Here is a 13,981-nt window from a genome sequence, read left to right as displayed (position 1 = left end):
GCTGAGGTTACTCGTTCAGAGCCCGTCGGACGAATGCTGATAGCTCTCCATCAACAGGCCTGCGTTATGAGGCCGTGCTTCGATCCGTCCGGCCTCAATGTCCAAGGCCACCTCGACGACGCGCCTGTTGACAGGCGCTTTTCGTCCATCGCGTTCCAGAATATCCGCTACCAGTCCGTTGACTTCCTGGACTTCTGCCCGCCGACCCTTTCGCCAATCCTGCAGCGAGGTCGTCAGCGTATCGGCTTGGGAGAATGTCTTGAGCACCTCCTCGAAAATCTGATCTACGTAACGTTCAGGATGGTTGGTGGTAACTGCAGACATGCCGATGATAGGTATGATCTGCGCTCCATCGGCTAGTGCAGCCTGCATTGCCTCGTACCCCGCGGCGCGCATCACTTCCAACATTCCGGGATGCCGCGCAGCGTCCGCCAGTGGTAGATTGACGATGGCGGAAGGAATGAGCTCCGCTGCATTGACAACGAGCTTCATCCATTTCGCCGAGTGGATATCGTCCATTACCTCGACACGGCCAGAGTTTCGAAGCAGCTTCGCGACTTCCTCAACCCGGTCCCGGTTCTTGGGGTCTAGCGCGCCAAGAGCGAACCACGATGTATCATGATCGTTTTGTCGGTTTGTGATGCCGGGAATGAACATATTGGACGCGACCTCGATGACCGCTCCGACCGTTCGCTCTCGACCCACGACATCGGCGATGTCCTCGTGGGTCATGCCGTTTTGCAGTCCGACGATGAGGCCGTCGGGCGCAAGGCATGACTTTATCAACTGACACGCCCACTTCGTGTCATAGGCTTTGACGACGAGAAAGACTAGGTCGAACGGTTCTCTGATTTCCGCTACTTGGCAAAGATGTAACGCGGGAACCTGCACGTTGATCGTCCGCGAAGGCAGGTTAACCGTGATGCCGTCGCGTCGGATTGCCTCAACATGCTCGGGCCACTGCTCTATGAACGTGACATCAAGCCCGGCGCGAGCAAAGTCAGCCCCGATCGACGCGCCCTGAGCACCAGTCCCGAAGAAGGCAATTCTCGGCCCACGACTGCTATTCCAAACCATCCTGGTTCCTCCCAACATTGTCATGCAACTGCTGCTCGGAAGCTCGGCCTCGAAAGCAGCATGCCGTGAATGGTAAGGTCTATTTGGGGAACTTAAACACCATGATTATCCATAGTGGATGTATCCTGTCTGCCGGGACATTTGAACTGGCACTCAGGCATGGCCGCGGGTCAAAAGGCTGAAGGAGCCCAGCACGGCGGCTCCACCGATGAAGATAATCCTGCAAGAGTGAGGAACCGTGACATGCCAGATTGTGTTATAAGGCTTGGATGTCACATTCCCTCCGACATCCATCCCAACGGCAAGGTCCTGCCTCCACAGCAGCAGGACCTTGCTTTTGACAGCACAAGTGGGGGTGAGTAAGGAGCTTCCCGTCGGTGACTGTCCAAAGTGCTCTTGCTCACTTTATGCAAGAATTGTCATAGGAGACCAGATAGTCCTGGTCTGCAAAGCTCATTCCGGATTCATCGAAACAAAAGCCCTTCGGCGCGACGCGGATGAGATAGCGTTTTCCGCAGGTTGCTGGGACCACGATTGAGTAATTTCTGGGCTCCGTAGTCGGGGCCGGGTCAGTCCAGCTTCGGTGACGCTGTCGACGACGTGGCAGTTTGCGCAGGCTCTGAACAGCCTCGCGCCCCGCTGCAAAAGCTTGTGTGGCTAAAATTGCCAAGCAAGCCAGGGCGATTCCCGTAGTTCTACGAGCTGACCGGGCCCCTGCGTCGGTATTCGCAGTGCGTTTCGGCCCGAAATGATTTTTCATTGCGCCGTTACCTCGGTGTTTGCGTCACGGCAAAACGGGAAGCCTTCTCAGTGATGGTCCAAGATCAATCCGGACGCGCGTACTTGCACCTAACTGCTGAGTGGCCAACGGCCGCAGAAGCACCTCGAGCCAGCGGAGCATCTCAACGCGCCCACCTATCGTTACAAGCAGCCGGCCACGCATCACGTCATGTGTAGGGCGCGGGGTCTGGCTCGTCACGACGAGTTCCACGATGTCGCGATGCTTTGTTGTTCTCCGTGTGAAATATAGGCTGGTAACCGCAACGTCAGCAGCCCGAGTCCTATTATACGAACGACAGGGATCGGCGCGAGCGTTTGCGGGTGCGTCAGGGTCGCCGTGCCGAATCTCATCTCCCAGGATGGTTAGTTGGTATAGTACGCGTCCAGACTTGACGGAGCCCAGGATGTCGGGCCCCTCCTCCCCGGTCCGGCCTTTAGTGGTGCTCTGCGTGCGGAACCTCAAAAAGGTGGCGGATCCTTTCTGCAATTGAGGTCGGCTGTCCTTCGTCGGGATGCCGGTGACTTTCAATGAACTGCCTTTCGTTCTCGATCCTCTTAGCGAGCAGGAGACCGAGTTCTTCAGCGAGAGTCGGCCGATCACGCATCACACTTGCCAAGTCTTCCTTGCCAATCTGGTAAACCACGACGAATGTCAGCGCGCGAACTCGCGCGGGTTCTGCGGCTCCCAAAAGAACGCCACGCTCGCCAAACAAATCTCCCGGCGCCAGCCGCGTTTCGTCCGCCATTATTCCTTCGACTTCGCGTTCGACGGCCACGACGCCGTTGCGGACGATCATCAGCGACGACATCGATGCGTCCTGCTCGACGATGACCGCTCCTTCATTATACGTCAGGCGCTTCATGTTGCCTGCGAGGCTGTGCATTTTGTCTTCGGTTAGGGTGGAGAAGAGTGGAATTGCATTGAGCAGGCGCCAGGCCGTTGCCGGGTTCTGGAGCTGGTTGTTCGGTGCTTGAGCCGGATCCGCGCGATTGCCGGGCGGCGCTCCGAGTTGGATTCCTGCAGCCCGCAGGTGGCGGTAGATAAGGTCGTAGATTTCATTCTTCGCCGCGGCGGTCCGCGACATACCGGAAACCCGGAAGGAAAGCTCGACCTCCATTGCGGATGAATCCAGTCCAACAATGGCGACCGAAGGTGGCGGCGACTTCAAGATCGAATTCGCGCTAAGCAGGACGGAACGCATCGCGTCCTCGATCAGCGAAGGCCGTCGTGTCGGAACAACTCGCACGGTCACCGTCGCACCGTGAACCTCGTCTGAGCCCGTCAAATTGGTCAAGCGCGCCTTCGCCAGTGCGCTGTTGGGACGATGATGAGATCGTTTGAGTTGCTGAGGAGATGAGTTGCCCGCCAGTTCGTTTCGACCACGCGCCCCTGAACACCGTCCCCCAAGGAAATCCAGTCCCCTAGGATATAAGGTCGGCCGAGATTGAGTGCGATACCGGAAAAGACGTCATTCATGGTGCTTTGGAGGGCGAGCCCGAGAACAATGGCGAAGACGCCCGACGTGACGATGACGGTGCCGACTGGGAGACTGAATACGAAGGCAATGACGGCGAGGGCTGCGCCAAGATAAATGATCCCAACCAGCAGATCCTGGATAAGCCGCCCTTCCCTGGGCTTTTGCTCGACAATCAAAAAGAGCCGTACCGATGCGACGAGGACCGTTGCCCCGGCAAAGCACCATGTCGTCTTCGCGATCCCCAGAAAGGTTCGCCGGGCCAGATCCGTCGTAGCGATGTCGGCCGACCATGGCGTGACGCTGTCTGCCACAAGCGTAGCGGTCAAGACAGCAAAGAAGACAAAGTGCACAACGAACCTTAAGGCGGGCCGCCCCTGCACCAGAAATCTTGTGATAAACATCACGATGACGAGCATCGCGTACTGGCAGACCGGATCGTGCGCCAGTCGCTCGACTTGCCAGGAAACTTGCTCGACCATATTCTCAAATCCTTGATTTACAACTTGCGCCAGAAGGTGAATATCATCTCGTGACCGACCGGGACCGCTGCTCCTAAGTCTTCAACGAGAACGGCTCCATAGATCTGGAAACGCCTCGTGCGTGTGACAGCCAACCGATGCCGCGTTCGCCCTGTTGACTGCGTCCAAGGACTGAGCGAAGTTTGAGGACAGAAGAATGTCGGTCGATAGCGGATGGCAAAGCCCAGCAATCCTGCTGGCCTCGTTCACAGTGCGGCCCACCACCGTGAAATCGAGTCGGCGGGGCTACCGATGTTGCCATAGAACACTTCTCCAACATGCAGCCCCACAGAGACATCGGTTGTCGGCCGGTCCTCGGCTGAACGGCGGGCGTTGAGCGAGGGAATTGTCTTTCGAAGCGCAGCGTAACCTTGCAAAGCTGCCCCGCATGCCTCCGACGCAGTGGGAGCGTTAAAGATACTGAGTGTTCCATCCCCGATCATGGCGTGCCCTTCAGGTCTCGGAGAAGCCTAGGAGGGGCCAACTCCGCTGTCCATGATACCATGGTGTGAAAAACGCCTGAAGGTGAGGAGATCAGCAAGCAACGCCTAGGGTCACATTGTAAGCCTGGATTGTAGGCTCGAAATCATGTCGACAAGATCTCCTGAACGGCTGGGATCGAAAATCACTGTCATCGCCAGGATGATGGACACGATGCTTCCCACGACAACAGAAATAGAAGTTATGACGGACGGCTCCAGGTCGTCCGAAGCGGGTCTTCTCGACTGATGCTCGAGCTCATAGACGGGAACTCGGCGGGGAATATTCGAGTTTGCGGGTATTGCAAGGCGTGTGGATCTAGGAGCGCCCTTCAATGAGCCCGCGTCTCGCGTAGAGGATAGTTCTGAAATTTTAACCCGTTTACCGAAGGTAATTTAGCTTCCCCTCACCTAAGCCTCGCATAGGTGGCTCGCAACGCATCCTTAGGTATCAATTTAAGGGAACGACTTTTCAAACTGTGGGCACCGTGTGGTGTGGTCCTCGAATATTAGAGCGCCTCGCGCGCGATGCGCTAAACAATGATCGGCGGGCGAAGGGTTGCTTCCTAGCCGCCGATCATTGTTTTAGTCGAAGATGTTGAGATGAGTTCGGGCGCTTTCTCATCGACGGAGGAAATTCGATACGGTCAGATCAAGCAATTGATTGCCCTTGCCGTTCATTACGGCCTTCAAAGCCCAAAGGCTGAATCCCTTAACTTGTAGGGCCTCGATCTTTGGCGGCATCGACAGCTCTTCCGTATTGGTGACGACATCGAGAAGTGCCGGGCCGTCATGTGCAAGAACATCCGCGAGCGCCCCTTCCAAGTCAGCCGGGTCCTCCACTCGGCACGCGTGAACGCCGACGGCATTCGCCATCGCTGCAAAATCGGGATTATTAAGGCTGGTACCCGTCTCCAGGAGGCCGGACGCCTTCATCTCAAGTGCAACGAAGCCCAGTACGGAGTTGTTGAAGATGACGATCTTCACCGGAAGGTTCTGCTGAGCCAGCGTAAGAAAATCGCCCATCAGCATGGCGAAGCCTCCGTCGCCCGAGAGACTGATGACCTGCCTGTCTGGAAAGGCAGCCTGCGCGCCGATTGCTTGCGGCAATGCATTCGCCATCGACCCATGCACCAGGGAACCTATCATTCTGCGCCGCCCATTCATTTTCAGATAGCGTGCGGCCCATACTGTCGGGGTACCAACGTCGAATGTGAATACCGCGTCGTCGGAAGCGAGTTCGCTCACCAACTTGGCTAGATATTGCGGATGAATCGGCTTGCGGCCCGGCGTGCCGGTCGCGAGATCGTCAAGTCCTTCGCGAGCCTCTCTATAATTGGAGAGGCTTGTTGCCAGGTGGACCCCATCGGACTTCGGTTCGAGCTTTGGAAGTAGCGCTGACAGCGTCGCCTTTACATCGCCGACCAGGCCCATCTTCAACGGTGCCCGTCTCCCCAGATTTTCAGCCCGGAGATCAATTTGGATAATTTTGGCGCCACTCGGATAGAACTGCCGATATGGAAAATCCGTCCCGAGCATCAGCAATGTATCGCAGGCGAGCATCGCACCGTATCCGGAAGAAAAGCCGATGAGGCCCGTCATGCCGACGTCGTACGGATTGTCCCACTCGACATGCTCCTTGCCGCCGAGCGCGTGTACGACCGGAGCCTTTAGACGTTCGGCCAGCGCCACCACCTCATCGTGTGCGCCCTCGCATCCTCGCCCGCATAGGAGCGTGGTGCGCTGGCTCTCGGCCAGCACGCTTGCCAGGTTATCCAGATCGGCGTCCTGCGGAAGTATAACCGGCTCAGGAATCCGGATTCCCGCCGGATTGGAGATTGGAGCGGCGTATTCGGCAAGCGCGATGTCTCCCGGAATGACCACCACGGCGACGCCGCGTTTGGAAATCGCAGTCCGAACCGCGGTCTCGATTACGCCGGGAAGCTGGGCGGGATTGGAAACGAGTTCGCAGTAGTGGCTGCACTCCCTGAAAAGTTGATCGGGATGCGTCTCCTGGAAGTACCCCCGTCCGATTTCGACCGAAGGAATCTGAGCAGCGATCGCGAGGACCGGTACTCGGGAACGATGGGCGTCGAAGAGGCCGTTGATCAGATGAAGGTTTCCGGGACCGCAACTTCCCGCGCATACGGCAAGCTCTCCGGTTAGATGAGCTTCCGCTCCCGCGGCAAACGCCGCCGTCTCTTCGTGCCGCACATGGATCCAGTCAATGTCGCCGCGTCGCCGCATGGATTCAGTGATGCCATTCAGGCTATCTCCGACGACGCCGTAGATACGACGGACGCCGACGGAATGAAGCACTTCCGTGATGATGTCTGCTGCCTTTCGTGCCATTGCAGTCTCCTTTTCGTGCTGTGGTATTGACTGGTTTTCAACTGGCGATCGAATCAAGCGGGCAAGGCCGGCGGTCAGTCTGTTGGGGACTTAGGAGTTCCGTGGACATCGCCGCCAAATCGCCGATCGTATCCGCATCCGCCCTCTCATCATATGCCCGCAATGCCATTTATTGATCCGAGACATTCATACCAAGTACCCGGCAACACCGTCCCACAGAAGCCTCACAGCAGTCACAGCAAGCAGTGCGTAGCATGCGCGGAAGATTTGGCGTTGATCGAGACGTCCATGAAGTCGCCAGCCCATTCCGACACCACTGGGAACCGCGAGCAAGCATACGGCCATTAGCACCAGGTCAACACCTTCCGGCCGTACCAGCATCAACCACGGGACGGCTTTGGTGGCATTGCCGACCGTGAAGAAGAGGCTGGTCGTTCCCGCATAGACTTCCTTGGTCAAACCGAGCGGCAGCAGGTACATCGCAAGCGGCGGTCCGCCGGAATGAGCAACCATCGTGGTGATGCCCGACGCCAACCCGGCTGCAACAGCCTTGGGTGTCGATCGAGGCCGGATGGAAACGCCGCCTCCTCCCGCGAGCCACAGCCCAACGAAGATCAGTGTGACGACAGCCATGACGATTTCGATCGCATGATGGTCGAGAAAGCGGAAAAGCAGATATCCGCTCCCGATTCCGACAATAAGTCCGGGAAGCAACGGGGCGAGATCCTGCCGCGACCACGTGTTTGGCTTCCAATAGCGGAGCGCGTAGAGGTCCATGGCGACAAACAGGGGAGCGAGCAGGCCACCGGCGGTTACCGGATCCATCACGAGCGACAGCAGCGGGATCCCGACAATAGCGAATCCTCCTCCGAACGCCCCTTTCAGGAAGCAGATCAGGAAGACCCCTGAGAAAGCGACCAGAACGGTCAAAAAGGTCAGATCTGGAGCGATTGGCTGGGTGATCACGACCTCCTCCCTCGGCTGTAGGCATGCACCTGGCCGAAGGCTGCGGCCTTGATTTCAGAGCGCGCAAGACCGATGTCCTCCAGAGCATCGTCGTCAAGTTCGCGAAGTCTGAGCATGGCGGCCGAGCCGCCAAGATCAGTGAAGAACATGCGCGCCGCGGCTTGGGCGCCGTCCGGATCGAACATCCAGCCGTAGGCGAATGGGAACGACGCAGTCCGTGTTGTGCTCTGGCACGGTGAACCCCTCAGCGCAAGCCGGATTCAAAGGCTCTGTGAGCGAGCGGGCTCGTGGCCCACCCGTGGTACATGACGCACTCAATGCCGCGACAGCGAGGAAAGCGAACGCTGTGATTGGCTTGTGCAAGCGTTTCATGGAACCCTCCAAATAGAGCACCCTACAAAGCCTGACCGCCGAAATTTGCCGAACCGAAAGTCCCGACGTGACGCGCAAACCGTGTACTACTCGACAACACACAGGCGTTCGATAGATTCTCGAAACTGTTGATGAAATTTTTCGGTCAGCCAGATGGAGCCGTCGGCCGCGGGGTTTCAGCAATTCAACTGAGGTTTTCTCTGAGGTGCGGGCTTCCGGCAAACAGCAGCAAAGCCACCCTGGACTGCCGTTCTCGCTGGCTCTCAAGAGGATCTGTTTTTTGCTCCGCAACCGAAAGCAAATATTTGCCGATCGCGTGCGATGTCGTCGAGGCAATCATCTACGCGGATCGGCTAACTGATCAATTCTAGCTGCCTCGCCAGTATCACCCGATCGACATCAGGCTTGCGTTGCCCCCTGCCGCAGCGGTGTTGATGGAGGTCGACACCTCCTCGAGAAGCCAGTTCAGGCAGTAGGCATCCGCATCATGCCTGAGCTCCGCTGGCGTCGCAGATTGTGTCAATAGTAGTGGCCCTGGCATTGCTGCTATCTTCGACAGCATAGCGAGAACCCGCGCGTCCTCACCTTCGATGAGCGCTCCGGCCAATGGCTCGGAAATTGCTTTGGTTTCCTTCCAGTCAATGCGTGAGCCGACGCTGGCGGGAAGTCCTTTCAATGTTGGACGCAAGCCTTCATCGCAATCGATAACTGCGCTATTTCCGGTGGCGAGGACAACGGAAATCTGGCGGATGAGACCTGTGCTGGACCACGGCGCGCACAAGATCTTACCGCGAGGGTGAAGCGCATATAGATTACGCTCGCCCACCGGACCGGGAAGCTCCATTTCAAGTCCCAGAGCGGACTGGCTGCCAAGTTGCCGCGCGACTTCCGCATCTTCAGAAAGGCCCTGCTGTTCCAGCCATTTTGCAAAGTCCAGAAGCGAAGGATCGCTGTAGACCGAGCTGTGCTGTGGCGGAATGGGCGGAGATGAAACCAGGCGCCCGAGGTAGAGAGGCCCGCCTGCCTTGGGGCCGGTCCCGGATAGACCGCGACCGCCGAAAGGCTGCACGCCGACGACTGCGCCGATGACGTTGCGGTTAACATAAATATTGCCCGCTTTCACCTGCCTCGTCACATTTGCAATCGTTTCATCGAGGCGCGTATGAAGACCGAACGTAAGACCATAACCCGTCGCATTGATATCGTCTATCAGGCGTCCAAGGTCCTGGCGGCGCCATCGAATAACGTGAAGAACCGGACCAAACACCTCGCGTTTAAGCTGCGAAATGCTGCTGATTTCGATGATGGTTGGGGCGACAAATGTCCCCCTCTCGGTCGCTTCGGACAAATTCACACGTTCGACTTTGCAGCCTGCGCCGCTCATGGCCTCTACGTGCGCTTCGATTGTATCCTTGGCTTCGGCAGTAATGACCGGCCCTATGTCCGAGGCCAGGCGATTGGTATTGGCGATGGAGAGCTCCTTCAAAGCTCCTTTAAGCATCACCAATGTGCGGTCGGCAATGTCTTCCTGCAGGCACAGAACGCGCAGTGCCGAGCAGCGCTGCCCGGCGCTGTCGAATGCCGAGGCAATCACATCACCGACAACCTGTTCGGCAAGTGCCGAGGAGTCCACGATCATGGCATTCTGGCCGCCAGTCTCGGCGATAAATGGAATCGGCTTTCCGCCCTTGGATAGTCGCTTGGCGAGCTCGCCCTGGATAATTCGCGCAACCTCTGTGGAGCCTGTGAACATCACGGCAGCGGCTTCGGGAGCCGTCACCAGAGCCGCCCCTACCCTTCCATCACCCGGAACCAACTGGACGACGTCAGTCGGGATACCGGCTCCATGCAGAATTCTAACGGCTTCGGCCGCAATCAACGGCGTTTCTTCCGCAGGTTTGGCTAGAACCGGGTTGCCCGCGACAAGCGCAGCAGCAACCTGCCCGGTAAAGATCGCCAATGGAAAATTCCACGGGCTTATGCACACAACGGGACCAAGTGGTGCATGAGAAGGACCGAGGGTGCGGCGCGTCTGCTCGGCGTAGTAACGTAGGAAGTCGACCGCCTCCCGGACCTCAGCGACGGCATTCAGCAGCGACTTCCCAGCTTCGCGAATGATGAGACCCAACAAGGTCTCCATTTTCGCCTGCATAGCGTCAGCTGCCCGCTCGAGGAGCGCGGCCCGCTCGGCAGGCTGCACTGCAGCCCAGGACGGCGCGGCTTTGAGTGCGATTGCGGCCGCAGCTCCGGCTTCCTCGATCGTTGCCTCGCGCACGGTCCCCACAATGTCCTGCCCGTCGGACGGATTGACGACGTCGCGGGACGGCGCAGCCTCCCTTTCATGGGTTGGCGCTGCCTTCCAACGTAGCGTTGCGCTTGCCTTCAGGCTCTCGGTCAGTTCCGCAAGCGTCGTTTCGTTCGAGACATCGATACCAGCGGAATTGCGGCGCTGACCGTAGAGGTCGCCGGGCAGTGCGATCTTGTCGTGCTTCAGGCCAGGTACTTGCATTCCGGCGACAAGATCGACGGGATCCGCAACAAGCTCTTCAACGGAGACGCCCGGATCGGCGATCCGATTCACAAACGACGAGTTTGCCCCATTTTCGAGGAGCCGTCGCACGAGATAGGCGAGCAGTGTTTCATGTGTGCCAACCGGTGCGTAGATGCGGCAGGGACGGTTGAGGTTCTGGCGGCCGACGACCTCGTCGTAGAGCGGTTCCCCCATGCCATGAAGGCATTGGAATTCGTACTTCCCAACATGGAAGTCTGAACCGGCCATGTGATAGATTGTGGCAAGCGTCTGCGCATTGTGGGTTGCGAATTGCGGGAAGACAGCATCTGGTGCAGCCAAGAGCTTCTTTGCGCAGGCCACATAGGACACGTCAGTGTAAATCTTTCGAGTAAAGACGGGAAAGTCTTCAAGACCGTCGAGTTGAGCCCGCTTGATTTCGGCATCCCAATAGGCTCCCTTGACCAGGCGAACCATGATCCGGCGACCAGCGCGACGGGCAAGGTCAATGATAAAATCGAGCACGGACGGGCAGCGCTTGCCATAGGCCTGCACAACAAAACCCATGCCGTTCCATCCGGAAAGATCATCGTCGAGGCATAGTGTCTCAAGGATATCCAGCGACAACTCCAGCCGCTCCGCCTCCTCGGCATCGATATTGAGGCCTATATCATAGGACTTGGCAATCAGGGCAAGCGTCTTAACCTTCGGCAGCAGTTCACTGACGACCCTTTCGCTCTGGGCTCTTGAATAGCGCGGATGCAAAGCAGAGAGCTTGATCGAAATCCCAGGCCCTTCATAGATACCACGCCGATCGGACGCTTTGCCGATTGCGTGGATCGCGGCTTCATAGTCCTTGTAGTACCGTTCGGCGTCGGCGCCGGTCGTTGCCGCCTCCCCAAGCATGTCATAGGAGTACCTGAAGCCGCGCTGTTCGAGTGGCTTTGCTCGTTGCAGCGCCTCGTCGATGGTTTCGCCAGTGACAAACTGCTCACCCATCATTCGCATCGCCATGTCGACGCCACGCCTGATAACCGGCTCGCCGCATCGTGCGATCAGGCGCGTGAGCGCAGCCGAAAGGTTACGATCGTTGACCGTCGCTGTGAGCTTGCCGGTTACCACCAGCCCCCAGGTTGCGGCATTGACGAAGAGGGACCGGCCGCCGCCCAGATGCGACTTCCAATCACCCTCGGCGATCTTGTCGCGGATCAGGGCGTCACGGGTAGCCGTATCAGGAATCCGAAGCAAGGCTTCTGCCAGACACATCAGCGCCACGCCCTCCTGGCTCGAAAGCGAATATTCGTGCACGAGGCCCTCAACGCCAGTACCCTTATGTTTGGCACGGAGTGCTTCGATAAGTCGACGCGCAGTCGTCGCTGCACCCTGGCGAACTTTTTCCGGGAGTGCAGCAGCTTCCACGAGAGCCGGAACGCAAACGGTTTCTGGAATACGGTACGCCGCAGTGATTGCTCGTCGCAAATCGCTTTGTGGACGCACCGCCGGTGCAAAACCCTCAAACGGATTGGCGCCACCAGTTACTAAGCTGTTGAGGTTGCTTGGCACCGTCTCGCTGGTGATCGTCATGTCTTTGCTCCAGGTAGAATCTTGACCAACACATAACAGGTCGTGCGAAGGTAATTTCACTTGAAATTGCCACCTCTGACCTCTAACTGCCCAATTTAGAGGAACAGTCGAGGGAAAATCGTGAGTACAGTCACAAACGGCAGGGAAATTGACCAATTCGATCACAAGATCATCGAAGCTCTTATCGCAGATGGTCGAATGTCGATAACCGATCTTGCCAAAAAGGTGGGCCTCTCTAACACACCCTGCCAGGTCAGATTAAAGCGATTGATCGAAGATGGCTATATCCTCGGCTTTCGTGCGGTCGTCGACTTGAAGAAACTCGGGAAGAACCACGTCGCATTCACGGAGGTGAAACTCTCGGATACGCGCGAACACGCCCTGAAGGCATTCAACATTGCAGCGCGGAGGCTGCAGGAAGTGGAGGAGTGCCACATGATCGCAGGCGCATTCGACTATCTGCTGAAAATCCGCACCTCCGATATTGCCAACTATCGCCTCGTGCTCGGAGAAAAGATTTCGAGCCTCCCTTTCGTTGCCAGCACCTCGACCTTCGTCGCCATGGAGGCCGTCAAAGAAAGCGGGGCCTGAGAGAACGACCACTCTTTTGGCCGCACTATTTCCCATCCGCCAAAATCGCGCTGTCCGCGATATCACCTATTACAACTAACGTCGGCCGGCGCGCATTGTCACCTAGCTAGTTGCCGGCTCCATTCAGCCGCGATAGCAGCCAAGATCATTGACCGCTCGCAAATGCAACGGCTGCCGTTCTGCGTTTGGAAGCGCTCTTGCACGAATTGCCGCTTCACCTTGGACTTCAGGAAAGGATCTGCAGGATAGTCGTCAGTCAGTACTTAAGCTCAACCTCCTCAGTCCACCAATAGACATGCTGGACGGTGGCGCCCATCACCGTCTTCTTAGTAATTAAAACGGCTGTTCCCAATGCCGGCCCAGGCTTGAATAGTCCACCGCCCCAGGGCGATGGGAAATAATCATCGTCTGCCTTCCATTTCGACCCGGAGGGATTATCTTGGTAAGCCATTTGTATGGCGCCGGTACCGTGCTGCATCAGCCAGACCTCAACCCGTACCGGTTGATACCCGTCAACGTAACCCAACGGTCCCGTTGGCCACTCGACGAATCCAGTGGCAATATTAATTTTTAAGGGTGAATCGAAATTTGCTGGCATGAGATCGCCCTCCGATCTTCTTGCAACAACTTATTCTACTATGTCGTATCTTCCAAAATTCCACAATGGAGTATCAATCGACTTATGTGAGGTTATTTTTTCTTTACTCCGGTCGAATATTACCCTTTGACCAGCTGGGCAGCTTTCTCCATTTCTTGCGGTCAGCTGAAGTGGATAGGCAAGCGATTTTTCTCCTCTCGCCGCTCGCCGTGCAGAGAGGACCGGGTGTTTAGACCTAAGAATGTGCCTTAGTTATTCAGGCGCCGGGAGGCGGTATTTCAGCCCAATGTTCAATATCTTCGTCTCTCACCTTGATGCCAGCGCCACCGTACCAAAGCTCCATCGGCGCATGGTAGAACACAACGTTATAGTGGTACCCCCCCTCATCCTGTGAGCCGATTATAATCTGGCGACCATCTTAACGTTAGAACGGTCTGAAATCGTATTCCAGTTCAGTTCCATGAGCTTGCCTCCCATCAGGACGTGCGCGCCAGCGCAAAAAGATTCGGCGCTTGGGATGACCTGCTGTCAAATCAATTCTGGCACCGCTAAACCGTGGTTTCTGCCGGTCCCGAGAGCCATCACTCCCGACTCGATTGGGCCGGTGACCGTTCATTTCCTGGGATTATCAGGTGAAATCACGGTTGACATGGGCCGGACAGGTGGCACCGAACACG

The 13,981-nt window shown here is 57.2% G+C and carries 9 protein-coding genes; 1 reads left to right on the top strand and 8 read right to left on the bottom strand.

Features of this window, described 5'->3' with window-relative positions; genetic code table 11:
- Positions 1-15: 15 nt before the first annotated feature.
- The 7 genes from FHT97_RS18325 to putA all read right to left on the bottom strand — a co-directional run bounded on the left by FHT97_RS18325 (position 16) and on the right by putA (position 12,115).
- Positions 16-1,077 (bottom strand): 2-dehydropantoate 2-reductase N-terminal domain-containing protein, encoded by a 1,062-nt coding sequence (locus tag FHT97_RS18325; protein ID WP_183863857.1) that lies wholly within the window; start codon positions 1,075-1,077, stop codon positions 16-18.
- Positions 1,078-2,291: 1,214 nt separating this feature from the next.
- A complete protein-coding gene (locus FHT97_RS31590; protein WP_348649625.1) occupies positions 2,292-3,152 on the bottom strand; it encodes a cyclic nucleotide-binding domain-containing protein in 861 nt (286 codons plus the stop codon).
- A complete protein-coding gene (locus FHT97_RS31585; RefSeq protein WP_348649624.1) occupies positions 3,149-3,814 on the bottom strand; it encodes a mechanosensitive ion channel family protein in 666 nt (221 codons plus the stop codon). The genes FHT97_RS31590 and FHT97_RS31585 overlap by 4 nt, the downstream gene beginning before the upstream one ends.
- Positions 3,815-4,953: 1,139 nt before the next feature.
- Positions 4,954-6,684: a ubiquinone-dependent pyruvate dehydrogenase gene (gene poxB, locus FHT97_RS18315; protein WP_183863856.1), complete on the bottom strand. Its 1,731-nt coding sequence runs from the start codon at positions 6,682-6,684 to the stop codon at positions 4,954-4,956.
- 186 nt (positions 6,685-6,870) lie between these two features.
- The gene (locus tag FHT97_RS18310; RefSeq protein ID WP_183863855.1) at positions 6,871-7,650 is read right to left on the bottom strand and encodes a sulfite exporter TauE/SafE family protein; all 780 of its coding nucleotides are present in this window, start codon (positions 7,648-7,650) and stop codon (positions 6,871-6,873) included.
- Entirely contained in the window at positions 7,647-7,799 is a 153-nt protein-coding gene (locus FHT97_RS18305; protein WP_246712670.1) for a DUF1127 domain-containing protein, read from the bottom strand. The genes FHT97_RS18310 and FHT97_RS18305 overlap by 4 nt, the downstream gene beginning before the upstream one ends.
- A gap of 608 nt (positions 7,800-8,407) precedes the next feature.
- Entirely contained in the window at positions 8,408-12,115 is a 3,708-nt protein-coding gene (gene putA, locus FHT97_RS18300; RefSeq protein WP_210296735.1) for a trifunctional transcriptional regulator/proline dehydrogenase/L-glutamate gamma-semialdehyde dehydrogenase, read from the bottom strand.
- A gap of 120 nt (positions 12,116-12,235) precedes the next feature.
- Between putA and FHT97_RS18295 the strand changes: the two genes are divergently transcribed.
- On the top strand, positions 12,236-12,706 hold the full coding sequence (locus tag FHT97_RS18295) for an Lrp/AsnC ligand binding domain-containing protein (protein ID WP_183863854.1): 471 nt from the start codon (positions 12,236-12,238) through the stop codon (positions 12,704-12,706).
- A gap of 256 nt (positions 12,707-12,962) precedes the next feature.
- Here FHT97_RS18295 and FHT97_RS18290 read toward each other — a convergent pair whose 3' ends face one another.
- Positions 12,963-13,304: a hypothetical protein gene (locus FHT97_RS18290; RefSeq protein ID WP_183863853.1), complete on the bottom strand. Its 342-nt coding sequence runs from the start codon at positions 13,302-13,304 to the stop codon at positions 12,963-12,965.
- Positions 13,305-13,981 lie beyond the last annotated feature (677 nt).

Origin of the sequence: Rhizobium sp. BK399 (assembly GCF_014194695.1) — a bacterium.
Classification (GTDB): domain Bacteria; phylum Pseudomonadota; class Alphaproteobacteria; order Rhizobiales; family Rhizobiaceae; genus Rhizobium.
Note: the sequence above shows the minus strand (reverse complement) of the source record. Positions and strands in the feature narration are given on the sequence as shown.